This is a genomic window from Shewanella eurypsychrophilus (assembly GCF_007004545.3).
GTDB classification, from domain to species: domain Bacteria; phylum Pseudomonadota; class Gammaproteobacteria; order Enterobacterales; family Shewanellaceae; genus Shewanella; species Shewanella eurypsychrophilus.
In genome coordinates this window covers 1162600-1177366 of sequence record NZ_CP045503.2, presented here as the reverse complement: position 1 = coordinate 1177366, position 14767 = coordinate 1162600, and the positions used below count along the sequence as shown (strand labels likewise).

The window sequence follows — 14767 nt, the reverse complement described above, 5'->3', positions numbered from 1 at the left end:
TCCAGTGACGAAAACAAGAAAGGAGCCTAAGGCTCCTTTTTTACTCGTTATCCAAAGGCTTGAATACCTGTCTGCGCTCGACCCAGAATAAGCGCATGGATATCATGGGTTCCTTCATAGGTATTTACCGCCTCTAGGTTCATCATATGGCGAATGATATGAAATTCATCAGAGATTCCGTTACCACCATGCATATCACGAGACATACGCGCGATATCTAGCGCCTTGCCACAAGAATTACGTTTAATCAGTGAGATAGCCTCTACGGGTAAAGCATCTTGATCCATCAAGCGGCCTGCCTGTAAGCAGGTAAACAAAGCTGTGGTGATCTCAGTTTGCATATCAGCCAGTTTCTTCTGAATAAGCTGATTAGCAGCCAAAGGGCGATTAAATTGAATTCTATCTAAGGTGTATTGGCGAGCTCCATGCCAACAGAATTCAGCAGCGCCTAACGCTCCCCAAGCAATGCCATAACGCGCCTTATTTAGGCAGCCAAAAGGTCCTTTAAGGCCTTCGACATTAGGCATTAATGCAGATTCAGACACTTCGACATTATCCATCACAATCTCGCCAGTAATTGAGGCGCGTAAAGAAAACTTACCCTCAATCTTAGGGGCACTTAACCCCTTCATGCCTTTCTCTAAGATAAAGCCTCTTATCTTGCCCTCAAGCTTGGCCCAAACGATAAACACATCGGCAATCGGTGAGTTAGTGATCCACATTTTCGCACCGTTAAGCCGATATCCGCCATCTATACGCTCTGCACGAGTCTTCATTCCACCGGGATCAGAACCGACATCAGGCTCCGTTAAGCCAAAACACCCCACCCACTCTCCAGTAGCTAGCTTAGGCAGGTACTTCATCCGCTGCTCTTCGCTGCCATAAGCATGGATTGGATGCATCACTAAAGATGATTGCACGCTCATCGCCGAACGATAGCCACTATCAACGCGTTCAATCTCACGAGCGACTAAGCCGTAACTCACATAATTCACATTCGCGCAGCCGTACTTTTCAGGTAGCGTTGCACCTAACAAACCTAACTCTCCGAGTTCATTCATGATCTCACGATCGAAATGCTCATGCCTATTGGCCATCAATACCCTGGGCATTAGCTTTTCCTGAGCATAATCATAAACACTGTCTCTGATCATTCTCTCCTCTTCTGAGAGTAAGGCATTAAACTGCAGGGGATCGGTCCAATCGAAATGTGCTCGTGACATGATTTTGTCCTTTAGGTCATCATTGATGTCTGAATATTTGGGTATAGAAAATAACCATTTCCTAATTTTCCTAGCATAGGCATAATTAGCCATTAGGAGAAATATTCTTTTCCTTTAGAATCCATAGGTATTACCTATACCTTACCTCGAGGTTAACTTGAATCTAAGAGCATTAAGCTATTTTATTGCCGTGGTGGAAAGGGGGAGCATCAGTGGTGCGGCCAAAGAGTGCTTTATTGCGCAGCCATCGATTTCGGCTGCGATATCACAATTGGAAGCCCAGCTGGACACTCAGCTTTTTCATCGCCATGGGAAAGGTGTCAGTCCAACAGAGTCAGCACTCAGGCTCTATCCTCTGGCTCAAAAGCTATTAAATGAATCTCAGGCGATTCAATCGTTATTCAAGCAGCCAGAGCCACAGACTCCCTTTAGGCTGGGCTTAATTCGCTCATTAGGTGTACATAGGATGAGCGCATTGCTGAAGGACTTTACTCAAACCTGCCCTGATATGGAATTAACCCTTGTGGAAGCTAATGAAGAAGCTGAAGCAAGAATTATTACCACTAGCGATCTGACCACTAAGGAAGACTTTTATCCCATTTGGCACGATGACTATTTATTAGCCATTCCGTCTTCATTCAGCCTGAGTTTACAATCTCACATCCGGCTACAGGATTTAGATCAACAAGCTTTTATCCACCGAGTGCCTTGCGAAGCACTCTCAAGTTTACAGCAGTTAATGGACTTGGAAGGAATACAGGTTCAAGTCAGAGCGAGAATTCAAACCATTGAGTATGCTGTTGGACTAGTTGCTGCCGGACTAGGTATTGCGCTTATCCCTGCGCTGCCCGCAATACTTGAGCAAAGGAATATAACCTACAGACCAATTCAAGATATTGAACTAAAAAGAACAGTGGGTTTGGCGCTCGCAAGAGACAAGGAATTAAATGAACAACAAGTGCAATTGCAGCAGGTCTGCAAACAAATAAGAAACAAAAAAACACCTTAGATACACACAACGAGATAGATTTAACCCCAAAGGGAAACCTTATGCCAACAGGCATGAAACAGGTGAAGCTTCACTGTATCATTTTGCATCAGTTAGGCTGAAAAAACTGCCTAAAACAATCGCAGATGATACTCTGTTACTCAATTTGTTAATTCTGTGATGAATATATAAACGGACCGTATGAAAAAACTAAACATTTTCCTACTTACTTTTCTCCTATTACCCAACTTTTCATGGGCAGAAATCGTAGACTCATGCGGTACAGAATATCAATGCATCGAAGTTGGTCGCTGGGACATAGGGCTCGCTGTAGGCTATGGTTCACGCAGTAATCCCCTTAAAGATTATGACGATATCCCTATCTACATAGCACCTACTTTCGCTTATTATGGTGATTCTTGGTATTTCGATAACGGAAATATTGGCTATACGTTAGCCGAAGGCGAAAGGTATACCCTAAATCTAACCACTAGTTTCAGTACGGAAAGCGCCTTCTTTCATCGCTGGGATCCCTCTAACATTTTTATTACTGGCAGCAGTAAATTCGAAGCGAGTGCATTGTCGTCAAGAAGTCAGCCTACAATAATGGCTGAAGAACAAAGTGTGCCAATGCCTAATGACCTTGAAAATCGCGACTTCACATACCTTGGTGGCATTGAAGCTTATCTCTATACCAAGATAGGTATCATTAATCTTGAGTTAACTCATGATTTACTTAATGTGCATCAAGGTACAGAGGCAAAGCTGCAGTGGCTTTATAATCTGGCTGTCAAGCAATGGAACTTTGAGTTAGCACTTGAGTTTGATTGGAAGAGTGAAGAAGTGGTCAACTATTATTACGGCATTAGGCCTTCAGAAAGCGAGTTTTGGAGCCAAGCTTACAAAGCAGAGTCCGCAATTAATACTAGTTTAAAGTTTACCAGTCATTATGTACTCAATGAGCATTGGAAATTGTTATTTCTGGCCCGATACACTCAAATTGCCGATGAAATAGTTGCAAGTCCACTGCTTGATGAAGATTATACTAGTACCTTCTTTCTCGGCACAGCCTACAGGTTTTAATGCGTGTGTTGAATCAGGTACTTGTGTCGATACTTAAATTATTACCCTTTGGAATGCTTACTCTCTATTTGATGAGCGGCTTAGCTGTTGCTGCAGATGACGTTGGCGCCAAACTAACACTTTCCCCTGAGTTTTGCATAACTTCAGAAGATGAACTTATGTGTGAACTGACCCTAGTGCTAGAATGGGAAAATGAAGATTTTAGACCCATCTGTATTTTGTCTGACTACAAAGAGATGGCAAAGTGGTGTGCCGAGTCAGCGGATACTCAATCATTAACCTTGAATATTAAAGCTACTGACGATATTCAATTTGTAATGATTGATAAAGAAACGCACCAAACATTAGCTGGAGTCAAACTCAAAGTCACCCCGGCTGCAGAGCCAAAGGTGCGACGACGCTACCGCAACCCATGGAGTTTATTCTAATGACCGACCCCCAATCTACCCATAGAGTATTACTGGTAGAGGATGATATTCGTCTTGCCAATCTGATTGTGGATTATTTAAAGTCGCATGGAATGCATGTTGAAGTTGAACGTCGAGGAGATACTGTTTTAACTCGGTTAATCAACTATAAACCCGATATCATCTTGCTAGATATCATGCTACCCGGAATGGATGGCCTCACACTGTGTGAGAAGCTACCAGACTATTTTGCAGGTCCAATCTTGCTGATGAGCGCACTTGGCTCAAACGAAGACCAGATCAAAGGCTTAGAGCTAGGCGCCGATGATTACGTGGTTAAACCCGTAGATCCAGCTTTACTTATTGCCAGAATTAACAATTTACTGCGACGTACAGCTAAGCCACCCAAAGTAGAATCTCACTGTTTAAGCTTTGGTAAACTGAGCATAGATCCGCACACTCAGGCTATTCGTCTGGGTGATACCGAGGTTGACTTAACCAGCCATGAATTTGAGCTATTATGGTTGCTAGCATCTCAAGCGGGCCAAGTATTAAGCCGCCAATACATCTATCAATATCTACTCAATATCGATTTCGACGGTAAAGACAGAAAAATTGACGTACGTATTTCTCGCTTAAGGAAGAAATTAGGCGATAATATTGAAACACCATTCAGGATTAAAACTGTTTGGGGTCAAGGTTACTTGTTTGCACCTGAAGCTTGGACTAGCTAAGTCTCGGCTATTCGACGCTATTTTTTACGGAACTAAAAGTTGAAACGACTTTTTATCAGCCTATATCTTTTGGTCAGCCTTAGCTTTTTAGGTATAGGCTGGACGCTAGATAGTATTTGGCAAAACAGTGTCGAAGACAGTGGTGCAATGGATGCACCACTTATCGCTTTAGCACAACTTCTTGCTAAGCTACCAGAGCAAGATCGTAAAACATATCTGCAAGATATTGATCTCAGTCCTGAATACCCGCTTAAACTCGTTAACGCAAGTCAGATAGCAATGTCTGACTCAAGCTACTTAACGTCCGAAAGTGTACTTGTCACCTCGCAAGGTGACGAGCATGAGCTTCACTTCATAAAGGTCGGACAACAAATATTGGTTGCAGGCCCTATAGAGATAGACCCCAGAGCGAGATTAAGGGGTCTGTTCACCCTATTTTTCTACCTATCTTTGGCCTTTGTAGCCTTAATCTGGGTGTGGCCATTATCAAGAGATTTAAAAACCTTAAAAAATGCCACCCAGGAATTCGGTCAAGCTAAATGGGATACACAAATAGAGCTATCACCTAGATCTCAAGTTCAACCGCTGGCAATGACATTTAACAAGATGTCACAACAGATCAGTACACTTATCGAGAACCAGAAACACTTATCCAATGCTGTATCCCACGAGATCCGCACGCCACTCGCTAGGCTTAAATTTGCATTAGCCTTAATGCCGCAATACTGCCAGCCTAACTCAAGTGAGGAACGTCGAAATGAATTTCTTGATGAGATGCAGCAAGATGTCAAAGAGATGGAAAATTTACTTCAAGAACTCCTCACCTATGCAAGCTTAGAATCTAAACAGAAACATATTCTTTTTGAACAATGTGCATTAGAAGTGCTGACTCAACAGACCATAGAAAAACTCAGCTCGCCAAATAGTGTAGCCATTACATTCACCCCATCGGCGCAACCAATATATATCATTGGCGATCCTCTTTTAATAGAAAGAGCACTACAAAACCTGATTAGCAACGCACAGCGATTTGCTCACCAAGCGATCAAGATTGAAATAGAGCAAAATGAGCAACAGGTGTCGATATCGATCACTGATGATGGTCAAGGGATCCCTATTGAAGATCAGAGCAAGATATTTGAACCTTTCTATCGTAGCCAATCGATTCAGAATGGTAATAAAGGCCACGGTTTAGGCTTAGCGATTGTTAAACGTATTATGGACAGACACGATGGCCGAGTGACTCTTGAAAGTGCTGAAGGATACACCTGCTTCACCTTGTTCTGGCCAAAAAAAAAGCCATCTAGCAGTAAGTGATCAAACAAATGTTCTACCTAATGAAAAATGATCCACTGTTCGCTTAAGCTCAGTTTTTATCATGCGCCTCAAAATCTAACACTGGATTAATTTGTGCTTGTTCTTGGGTTAAATTAGCCTTTCGAGCTTTTAAAATTGCCAGTTTACGACGACGTATACGCTGTCTGCAGAGACGGATAACATCTGTTTTTTTGGCATCTGAAAAGTCTAGCCAATTAAAGCGCTCCTCTCTACTGCGTAAACACCCTTTGCAATAGCCTCTGGCATCAGTTTGGCAGACACCAATGCAAGGGCTAGGGATCTCAAAAAACTCTAATTGTTCCATTATTACGCTTATTATCAGCAAACCTTGTTTTTCTACATTAGTTTAAACATAACTGATTTACCCTGAACTGGCTAATTTTCATACTCAACGAGGTTGCGCAGTAATTAAAAAACCTTGCTTATAGAGCCAGTTAGTCTCAGATTGGACGAAAGCTTTCCAGAGGAATAACAACATGAAAATATCAGCCCTAACTCTCCTGCTCATTTCATGCCTGATGCTGAGTGCCTGTAGCAGCAAGCCTAAGAGTGACTATGATACCGAATATGATTTTAGCCAGCTAAAGAGCTTCGAAACCTTCTCTCCCTCTCAAACTGATGACACATTAAGCTCATCCCGCATCGAGGACTCGATCGCTACAGCGCTAGGCAAGCAAGGGTTTATGATGGTTCAACAGCAAGCTGACTTTAACGTTACTTACTCCTTCAAGGTAGAAGATAAGCCAAAGAAATCAGGCCTATCCATAGGCTTAGGTACTGGCTCTTGGGGAAGTAGCGGTGGCGTGAGTATCGGGACTAGTGTGGGGGTTCCTATCGGCAGTGATACGGCTAAAATTCAAACCATACAGATAGATATTACCAACCCAAAAACGAACAAGTTGATCTGGCGCGGCACAGATAAATTTGACTTCGATGCAGGCGGTGAAGGGAAAACGGCAGAGACTCAGGAAACTGTTGCCAAGATCTTATCTCAATTCCCGCCTCTCACAAAGTGACTCTATGACGGGGATTAATACCAATCAATATAAAAGGGACACTAGGTCCCTTTATCAATATCTCACAAATATGCCAAACCAGAATGTCTAGTGGAACAAGTAGTTCAGCCAGCCCTGCATTCTCAATAACACTTTACGCATAATCGCTACATGGGCAAAATGTTCCGTATAGATAGCCGCTTGGCCAGCGACTCCAGCTGGAAATCTATCCCTAATCTCGTGATCTTCCAACTCAATTAAGACGATAACACGGCCACGTTGCATCAAGTGACGTGAAGAGATGAGGGCACCAGAAGATTGGATCTCGCCTTCTGCCATTGCCGGAAGTATTTTAGAAACCTTGCCTTTAAATACCTGACCAGGTGCACCGTCTAAGATCACCTCAGCTTCATCTCCCTCTTTAAGTCTCAAGAGTGAGTTTTGCCAAAATGCACCGGCAAACATCCTCTTCTCATCAGGGATGAAACTCATCAGAGGACGAAGTGGCATTGGAACCGCCACGATTCCAGGTCGAAGCGCCATCTGAGTCACGACACCATCAGTAGGTGCCCTTACGACTGTACTATCAAGATCAAACTGAGCCTTTTCAAGCTCGCCTAAAATACCCGCGACCTTTGTATTAACACCATCTATGTTTGATTCAAATGCTAACTTTACTCTCAGTTCTTCTGCTCTAGCGGCTGATAACTGGGCTTCAGATGATAGATATAGCTGTCGTTTATTATCTAGCTCAAGCTCTGTAAATGGCGAATTAGCTCCGCCTCTTTTCTTGCCTTTAGCATATCTGTCATAAGCTGATTTAGTCCTGTCTTTATCAGCGACTGAACGCTCAACACTGGCAGTTGCAGCCTTCCAGGCAGCCTCTAGTTGAGGGACTTCTTGTTCTGCAGCAAGCAAAGCGGCTCGCTTTTGTTTAACAATTGCAGCAAAAGGAGTTGGGTCAATTCTAAATAATACCTCACCTTTCTTTATCGGAGTATTAGGCTTAACTTCAACACTGGTTACTATGCCTTTAACGGCAGGATTAATCGGAGTGGTAACGAAGTACTCTTTCGCAAAAGGCGTATAAGGGTGGTTATAATTCATCAAAAGCACGAGCGCGCCGACGATAAATACACCACCAAGAATCGCTGTAGGCACTGTCCACTTATTCAATGGGATTTTAAATATTTTAAATATCGCAATACAAATAGCGGTATAGGTAAGAATGAGTAATAGATCCATCTTATACCTCCTTCTCATTCGTTGTGGTGATTGGTGTAGGTTCTTGCACCGGAGCAGGTTTTCCAAGCTCAATCGACAGCAAGCGTAGCTCAAGTTGTGCAACCGTTTTATTGAGCAGCTTCACTTCATCCTCTAATGCTAACTCTCGCTGAGCCACATTGTTAAACCCCCAACCTCTGTCCTCTCTGTATAACGTTGCCCAGATCCATAGAAATGGCCAGATAGCATGTAAGGTAAATAAACTCACCCAACCAGCAATATGAAGTGCATCTTGTTGAGGATGATTACGCTCCTTTGCAATCTCGTAAGGAATATCATGAATGACTATAATTCCGTAGAACAAAAATATAGCGACGAAGAAGATCACGCCCAAAGCAAAATAATCTAAAAACACTTCTAGCTCCTTATATCTAACTATAATTCTTCAATCTTTATAATTAGATCATTATTTTTATTAGTAAAACCCTAAGCAACCCTGGAAACATTCTCTCAACATTCCGTTATCAATACCAGCTTATTTTATCTGCTCCAATTTTGTGAACAGTGTGTTTTGGTGATCGTCAACACACTTGTAACCTATTGCCTCCCTCATGATCAGGCATAGTTGTAACATGGTCTAAAAATAGCAGCGACATGTTAAAAAATAAATAACATGACGATAAAAATAAGGTACCCACAATGATAGGCACTCCACACTCCAACGGCGCAATACGCGCCATGTTACTTGGCTGCGGCGAACTTGGAAAAGAGGTCGCCATTGAACTTCAGCGCTTAGGAGTTGAAGTCATTGGTGTCGACCGCTACCCCAATGCGCCAGCTATGCAGGTCGCCCACCGATTTCACACTATTGATATGCTCGATCCACTGGCTTTAAGAAATATCATCGAACAAGAAAAACCTCACCTGGTGATCCCAGAGATTGAAGCCATTGCGACCCAAACCTTAGTGGAGATGGAAGCTGAAGGGGTTAAAATAATTCCTACAGCAAGAGCTACACAGCTGACTATGGACCGAGAAGGCATTCGACGACTGGCCGCAGAAACCCTAGAGATAGCCACATCTCCATATGTATTCTGTGACACTCAGGCTGAATTTGAAGCTGCAATTGAAAAAATTGGCCTGCCGTGTGTCGTCAAGCCAGTGATGAGCTCTTCAGGTAAAGGTCAAAGTGTCATCCGCACTAAAGCGCAGATCATCAATGCCTGGCACTATGCACAAGAAGGCGGCCGAGCGGGTAAAGGGCGCGTTATCGTCGAAGGATTTGTAGCCTTCGATTATGAAATTACTTTACTGACTATCAGTGCCATTAACGGTATTCATTTCTGTGATGCCATCGGTCACAGACAGGAAGACGGTGACTATCGAGAGTCATGGCAACCTCAGGCGATGTCTGCTCAAGTACTTGCTAAATCTCAAGAGATTGGCCGTAAAGTGGTTGAAGCGCTAGGGGGTTACGGTCTATTTGGTGTTGAGCTGTTTATCAAAGGCGATGAAGTGTACTTCTCTGAAGTTTCGCCTCGCCCTCATGATACCGGTCTTGTTACCCTGTTCAGCCAAGACTTATCTGAATTTGCCCTCCATGCACGAGCAATACTCGGCTTGCCTGTGGCCAACATAGCTCAACATGGTCCGAGTGCTTCTGCGGTTATCTTAGGCGAAGGAAAATCTCAGGACATCCGCTTCGAAGGTGTCGCTGCGGCATTGAGTGAACCAGATACTCAAGTTCGATTGTTCGGCAAACCTGAAATTGACGGTCGTCGCCGGTTAGGTGTTGTCTTAGCCAGATCACAAAATATAGAAGCTGCGATAGATAAGGCGATAACAGCAAGTAGTAAGGTTAAGGTCATCTTCTAAAATAGCACTACTTCTAAATAACACAGCTTCTATATAGCACTGGTTCTAAATAACACTATTTCTACATAGCCATGTTCGAATAAATCGAGCATGGGCTATTTAGAAGCATAAAAAAGCCTGAAAAGTTCAGGCTTTTAACTCTATATGATTAATCAGTTACACTAGGTTCAGGTTCAGGTTCAGCTTCCCCTACTATCACAACCTGACCCGTTTTCTCATCGAGGTAAGCGCCAATAGGCTGCATAGCTTGCTCAATCTGTCTCATTTGCAAAAGCTCAGCTTCACTTACCGAAACCCGATTGCACTTGCAAACACCTTCATCTTCGATGACGGGAACTTGGGTAGCAAATACATTTCCAGCCATCACCATGGCAATTACCATTATTCGTTTTTTCATCACTAGCCTCAGAGTTTATTACTTGGGCTAATTATCTATTAACTTTACAGCCGGTTAATCATCAAGATGTTTAGTGAAACTTAATGATTAAGAATTTAAAAAACTAAGCTCGAGAAATTTATAAAGTTAGTTCACTTGATTTTCATACTTACCGAGATCGCTTTTTTCACCGGAAACATAACAGGCCAAATTGTGAGTCGCGATGTTGAGTAGGTTTTGCCTAGCCTCGAGAGTCGCCCAGGAATTATGCGGGCTGATAGAGATATTCTTAGCGCTCAAAAGAGGATTATTTTTTTCTGGCGGCTCACTTGAAAGTACATCGACTCCGGCGGCTGCTATAACGCCATGTTCAAGAGCTTGTGCTAATGCAGCTTCATCGATAAGTCCACCACGTGCGGTATTGATTAAAATAGCACTTGGTTTCATTAGCAATAAAGTATCGCGATTGATTAATTTATCTGTTGAACCAGATAGAGGACAATGTAATGACACGATATCGGCCTGAGTGAGTACTGTCTCTCGTTCTCTCCACTCTACGCCTCTTGGCAGACTAACTTGTTGAGAGCGGGTATTGACGATGACCTTCATGCCAAACGCTAATGCAATATTAGCCACTCGTTGACCAATAGCACCATAGCCTATTAGGCCAAACGTTTTACCCATCAGAGATTGCAGTGGAGATAGGGTAAAACAGAAATCATCACACTCTGTCCAGCGGCTTTGAGTCACGGCCTGGTGGTGAGCTGCGAGTCTTTGTGTGTGATGGAGAATATGTGCAAATACCATCTGAGCAACCGCATCGGGGCCATAAGCTGGCACATTGCTGACCACGATCCCCAATTTAGAGGCAGCTTCTAAATCGACGACATTGGTTCCTGTCGCTAACACGCCAACATATTGCAGCTTTGGCAGTAAAGCCAAGGTACTAGCATTGAGTACGGTCTTATTGGTGAGTATGACATCTGCATCAATGGCGCGAGAAATAACTAACTCGGCGGGTGTCCTATCAAAGCAGCTTAATTCGCCAAACTGTTCAATAGACTGCCAACTCAGATCCCCAGGGTTAAGCGTAAAACTGTCCAGGACGACAACCTTCATAGCATTCTCCGAAGTAATAACTGGAATTAGAAACTGAGTTTAATCCCGGCGTTGACTTGTCCCTGCCACATAATATCGGCATGAATGTTCCAGACACATTGGCTACCATTACAAAACAGGGCGTTATCACTACTCATAAATGTGGCATAGCCCCTAGCATCTGCAAATAATGCGACTGCCGGAGTCAGTTCATACTCAAGCCCTGCACCAAAGCCCATTGAAAATCGAGATTCATTAGAATAATCGCCACTAGGACGCATATTGGTCATGCCCACACTTGCCGTGACATAGGGTTTCAAGTTTCCGTTGGGAAAGAAAAGTGATCCGCCAACATGAAAATAATCGACAGTAAGATCTGTAATAGAGTCTGCGCTAAAATTACCACCGGCTCGAAGATCTGTACTTTGACTGCTGTATAAGAAATAGATATTGCCGGGATCTTTTGTCGTCACACCAAACATCACACCATAATGTTCTGATTCGGCAATTTTAACTTTGCCCTGTTCATCAGTTTCAGTTTGGGTCACGTCAAATTCACTGGCAGAAAAGCTGTAGCCAGCAAAAGGAGCGACAAACACTTCGGCCGAAACTGTGGATGCAAATAAAACAACTGAACTCGCTAATGCAGATATGTATAACTGAATACGTTTATTCATCTTATGTCCCTATTATCGTTATTTTAATATTATGTAGAGTAGACCTTTTAACGCATACCTCTATCTGTTTTCACTCTGTCGTAAGCGGCCTGAATATCTTGTGTCTTGCGTTTAGCAAGCTCCATCATCTCTTGCGGTAGACCTTTAGCCACGAGCTTGTCTGGGTGGTGCTCATTCATCAACTTACGGTAAGCACGTTTTACCTCTTGATCCGATGATGAGTCAATTAAGCCAAGTAGATCGTAAGCATCTTCGATGCTTGTCTGACTTCCAGCACCTCCACGATGAAAGTTAAACTCTGCCTGCCAACGCTTTAGTAACTCATCGAGCTGAGTGCGGCTGTACCCTAATTCTTGAGCAATTGTCAATAGTATTGCGTGTTCTTTCGGGTCAAGTTCAGCATCCGATAATGCGGTCTGAATTTGAATCTCCAGAAACATCTGCAATAACTCTTTACGTCCCATAGAGATTATTCTGAAGGTTTTTAAACAAGCCTTAACATCAAAATCACTGGCTTTACCTTCGCTAAATGCTTTCTGCGCTTCTTTTCTTGCCTCACCTTCTAACTGCATCTGATCCATTAGCATGGTCGCGATACGAATATCATTCTCAGTCACTTGACCCGAAGCCTTCGCCACATGGCCCATCACAGCAAAAGTGGTGTTAAAAAACAGCGCCTGTCTATTTGCTCCTTTTCCTATGATCCCACTTAGCTGGGCACTCTTCTTATCGTATAGATGCCCTAGCCATAGACCTATCAGTCCACCAATGATGCGGCCAAACATGAACCCAATGGCGAAACCAAAAAACTTACCCCAAATACGCATTAAATAACCTTACAGATGAAAATAACCAACAATTGCTAATAGCAAAAATGTCTAAAAGACCCAAATATAAATAACACTAGCAAGCTAGTTTTTAAGCCTTAGCTCTAACGCCTCAAGCCGAGATACAGTGCCAACGTCACACCAATAACCCTTAAAATGGCTACCAGAAATGGCATTCTTCCTCATATGATTTTTCAATAAAGGCGCCAAGGGAAAGCATGCTTCAGCTGTTTCTTCAAATAATGACCTGTGATACAAGCCAACACCAGAAAAAGTAAGGGCACTTTCACCGACGTCTCCATGGGAAGCGAGCAAACCATCACGTAATAGAAAGTCTCCATTAGGATGCTGCACAGGATTATCTACCAACCAAAGGTGGGCCAACTTGCCACTCTCAATCTGGCTAAGCCCTTCATCAATATCGACAGGAAGATAATCCATAAACACATCCCCATTAATGACTAAAAAAACATCACCCAACAGAGGCAGAGCGCGTTTGATACCGCCACCGGTTTCTAGCGCACTCTCTTCAGCACTATAATGTAGCTTTACTGCAAATTGGCTTCCATCTCCAAGATATTCAACAAGCTTTTCACCCAACCAGGCGTGATTAATCACAATGTCTTTTATCCCAATACTCGCTAGGCGCTCTATGTGGTAAACAATTAGAGGTTTACCCAATACAGAAACTAAAGGCTTTGGTAACGTATCTGTGAGAGGTCTGAGTCGCTCTCCTCTACCAGCGGCAAGAATCATCGCCTTCATAGTGTATCCTCAAATGCTGGCACTAAGGTATTAGCCACCCACTGACTAAATAACTGTAACTCAGGATAACGTGATGAAATATCGCAAATATACGCCAGAGTCATTGGAATATCAGCCATATATGCTGGCTTATTATCTCTGTAATTCAAACGAGCAAAAATACCAGCCGCCTTAATGTGACGCTGTAGGCCCATTAGATCGAACCACCTTTGATAGGTTTCCAGCGAGGTATCCTGATCAATCAATCGAGTTTGTCGTTGATGATTATAGTGTTGCTCCATCAATTTATTGACCAGGTTATCTGGCCAACGAACATAACAATCTCTTAAGAGCGAAACGGCATCATAAGTCACAGGGCCAATCACAGCATCTTGAAAGTCAATGACACTCAGTTGTTCATCACCATTAATATCAGGAGTTAGCATCAAGTTACGACTATGATAATCACGATGCATCCCTACTTTCGGTTGCTCCTGTACATTTGCGACCAAGATCGCAAATGATTTATTAAGCATCTTCTGAATATCCTCATCAAGAGTTAAATTTAAATGATGTTTTATCAACCATTCAGAAAAAATTTCTAACTCTCTATGAACAAAGACTGAATCATATAAAGGTAATTGATCCTCGCCGTTATCTTGTACTGCTGCAATACTGTCTAAAAGCGCTAAAGCCTTAGAATAATACTCTTCTGCATTATCATTATTCAGTCGTGAAAGTAGCTGAACATCACCAAGGTCACTCAAGATCAAAAAACCTTCATCAACATTAGATTCAATAACTTGAGGGACATTCACTCCTTTGTTTCGATATGCTGCTGCTAGTCTAATAAACGGTTGCACAGGAATAAGCTCCGGTGGTGAGTCCATGATGATGAAGTTTTTACCTTCATGACTAACTCTGAAATAACGCCGAAAACTGGCATCACCAGAAATGAGTGAGGCCGTTAATTGTGCGCCAAAAACACGGGTTAGCCATGCGTTTAACTGAAGAAATCTATGATCTGACAAGTGTGCCTCATGGCTCTTACGTAAAAATTGCTTTATTATAAAGCAAAATGGAATTAGCTAAAAAGCTCATTATTGATATTTAGCTGAGTTGCCTATTAAAAGTGCAACTTTTCTCACCAATGTTAGTCCAGACTAAGAACTCATAAT

Annotated in this window: 17 protein-coding genes; 7 read left to right on the top strand and 10 right to left on the bottom strand. The window is 42.8% G+C overall.

All coding sequences use genetic code 11. The features are described 5' to 3' along the window. Positions 1–47: 47 nt before the first annotated feature. Positions 48–1223 (bottom strand): acyl-CoA dehydrogenase, encoded by a 1176-nt coding sequence (locus tag FM038_RS04905; protein WP_142872223.1) that lies wholly within the window; start codon positions 1221–1223, stop codon positions 48–50. A 157-nt stretch (positions 1224–1380) separates the two neighbouring features. Here FM038_RS04905 and FM038_RS04900 point away from each other — a divergent pair, with 157 nt between their 5' ends. From FM038_RS04900 to FM038_RS04880, 5 genes are all read left to right on the top strand, one after another. After that, a complete protein-coding gene (locus FM038_RS04900; protein ID WP_142872222.1) occupies positions 1381–2232 on the top strand; it encodes a LysR family transcriptional regulator in 852 nt (283 codons plus the stop codon). Positions 2233–2412: 180 nt separating this feature from the next. Then, positions 2413–3294, top strand: coding sequence for a MipA/OmpV family protein (locus tag FM038_RS04895; protein WP_142872221.1), 882 nt, complete (start codon positions 2413–2415; stop codon positions 3292–3294). Between the two features lie 53 nt (positions 3295–3347). Then, entirely contained in the window at positions 3348–3722 is a 375-nt protein-coding gene (locus FM038_RS04890) for a DUF3019 domain-containing protein (protein ID WP_223293081.1), read from the top strand. Beyond that, on the top strand, positions 3722–4435 hold the full coding sequence (locus FM038_RS04885; protein ID WP_142872219.1) for a response regulator: 714 nt from the start codon (positions 3722–3724) through the stop codon (positions 4433–4435). Before FM038_RS04890 ends, FM038_RS04885 begins: the two co-directional genes overlap by 1 nt. A 39-nt stretch (positions 4436–4474) precedes the next feature. Beyond that, positions 4475–5752 (top strand): ATP-binding protein, encoded by a 1278-nt coding sequence (locus FM038_RS04880; protein WP_142872218.1) that lies wholly within the window; start codon positions 4475–4477, stop codon positions 5750–5752. 49 nt (positions 5753–5801) lie between these two features. On the opposite strand, the gene FM038_RS04875 is transcribed toward FM038_RS04880, so the two are convergent. Next, entirely contained in the window at positions 5802–6077 is a 276-nt protein-coding gene (locus tag FM038_RS04875) for a DUF1289 domain-containing protein (RefSeq protein ID WP_142872217.1), read from the bottom strand. Between the two features lie 172 nt (positions 6078–6249). Here FM038_RS04875 and FM038_RS04870 point away from each other — a divergent pair, with 172 nt between their 5' ends. Next, complete coding sequence (locus FM038_RS04870) at positions 6250–6789, top strand: DUF4136 domain-containing protein (RefSeq protein ID WP_142872216.1); 540 nt, start codon at positions 6250–6252, stop codon at positions 6787–6789. 87 nt (positions 6790–6876) lie between these two features. Here the strand turns inward: FM038_RS04870 and FM038_RS04865 are convergent, their stop codons facing one another. Continuing rightward, a complete protein-coding gene (locus FM038_RS04865) occupies positions 6877–8013 on the bottom strand; it encodes an HlyD family secretion protein (protein ID WP_142872215.1) in 1137 nt (378 codons plus the stop codon). 1 nt (position 8014) lies between these two features. Continuing rightward, entirely contained in the window at positions 8015–8407 is a 393-nt protein-coding gene (locus tag FM038_RS04860; protein ID WP_142872214.1) for a DUF3302 domain-containing protein, read from the bottom strand. A gap of 284 nt (positions 8408–8691) precedes the next feature. On the opposite strand from FM038_RS04860, the gene purT reads away from it, so the two are divergent. After that, positions 8692–9867 (top strand): formate-dependent phosphoribosylglycinamide formyltransferase, encoded by a 1176-nt coding sequence (gene purT, locus FM038_RS04855; protein WP_142872213.1) that lies wholly within the window; start codon positions 8692–8694, stop codon positions 9865–9867. 148 nt (positions 9868–10015) lie between these two features. On the opposite strand, the gene FM038_RS04850 is transcribed toward purT, so the two are convergent. From FM038_RS04850 to FM038_RS04825, 6 genes are all read right to left on the bottom strand, one after another. After that, the gene (locus FM038_RS04850) at positions 10016–10264 is read right to left on the bottom strand and encodes a hypothetical protein (protein WP_142872212.1); all 249 of its coding nucleotides are present in this window, start codon (positions 10262–10264) and stop codon (positions 10016–10018) included. Positions 10265–10390: 126 nt separating this feature from the next. Further along, a complete protein-coding gene (locus tag FM038_RS04845) occupies positions 10391–11362 on the bottom strand; it encodes a D-2-hydroxyacid dehydrogenase (RefSeq protein ID WP_142872211.1) in 972 nt (323 codons plus the stop codon). 26 nt (positions 11363–11388) lie between these two features. Continuing rightward, on the bottom strand, positions 11389–12018 hold the full coding sequence (locus FM038_RS04840) for an outer membrane beta-barrel protein (RefSeq protein WP_142872210.1): 630 nt from the start codon (positions 12016–12018) through the stop codon (positions 11389–11391). A gap of 47 nt (positions 12019–12065) precedes the next feature. Then, positions 12066–12845 (bottom strand): co-chaperone DjlA, encoded by a 780-nt coding sequence (djlA, locus tag FM038_RS04835; RefSeq protein WP_142872209.1) that lies wholly within the window; start codon positions 12843–12845, stop codon positions 12066–12068. An 84-nt stretch (positions 12846–12929) separates the two neighbouring features. After that, the gene (gene murU / locus FM038_RS04830; RefSeq protein WP_142872208.1) at positions 12930–13610 is read right to left on the bottom strand and encodes an N-acetylmuramate alpha-1-phosphate uridylyltransferase MurU; all 681 of its coding nucleotides are present in this window, start codon (positions 13608–13610) and stop codon (positions 12930–12932) included. Next, complete coding sequence (locus FM038_RS04825; RefSeq protein ID WP_142872207.1) at positions 13607–14620, bottom strand: aminoglycoside phosphotransferase family protein; 1014 nt, start codon at positions 14618–14620, stop codon at positions 13607–13609. The genes murU and FM038_RS04825 overlap by 4 nt, the downstream gene beginning before the upstream one ends. Positions 14621–14767 lie beyond the last annotated feature (147 nt).

Coding starts and splice junctions, on each gene's coding strand:
- FM038_RS04870 (WP_142872216.1), top strand. CDS start 6,250: ATGAAAATATCAGCCCTAACTCTCCTGCTCATTTCATGCCTGATGCTG.
- djlA (WP_142872209.1), bottom strand. CDS start 12,845: ATGCGTATTTGGGGTAAGTTTTTTGGTTTCGCCATTGGGTTCATGTTT.
- FM038_RS04895 (WP_142872221.1), top strand. CDS start 2,413: ATGAAAAAACTAAACATTTTCCTACTTACTTTTCTCCTATTACCCAAC.
- FM038_RS04875 (WP_142872217.1), bottom strand. CDS start 6,077: ATGGAACAATTAGAGTTTTTTGAGATCCCTAGCCCTTGCATTGGTGTC.
- FM038_RS04865 (WP_142872215.1), bottom strand. CDS start 8,013: ATGGATCTATTACTCATTCTTACCTATACCGCTATTTGTATTGCGATA.
- FM038_RS04845 (WP_142872211.1), bottom strand. CDS start 11,362: ATGAAGGTTGTCGTCCTGGACAGTTTTACGCTTAACCCTGGGGATCTG.
- FM038_RS04840 (WP_142872210.1), bottom strand. CDS start 12,018: ATGAATAAACGTATTCAGTTATACATATCTGCATTAGCGAGTTCAGTT.
- murU (WP_142872208.1), bottom strand. CDS start 13,610: ATGAAGGCGATGATTCTTGCCGCTGGTAGAGGAGAGCGACTCAGACCT.
- FM038_RS04890 (WP_223293081.1), top strand. CDS start 3,348: ATGCTTACTCTCTATTTGATGAGCGGCTTAGCTGTTGCTGCAGATGAC.
- FM038_RS04885 (WP_142872219.1), top strand. CDS start 3,722: ATGACCGACCCCCAATCTACCCATAGAGTATTACTGGTAGAGGATGAT.
- FM038_RS04850 (WP_142872212.1), bottom strand. CDS start 10,264: ATGAAAAAACGAATAATGGTAATTGCCATGGTGATGGCTGGAAATGTA.
- purT (WP_142872213.1), top strand. CDS start 8,692: ATGATAGGCACTCCACACTCCAACGGCGCAATACGCGCCATGTTACTT.
- FM038_RS04905 (WP_142872223.1), bottom strand. CDS start 1,223: ATGTCACGAGCACATTTCGATTGGACCGATCCCCTGCAGTTTAATGCC.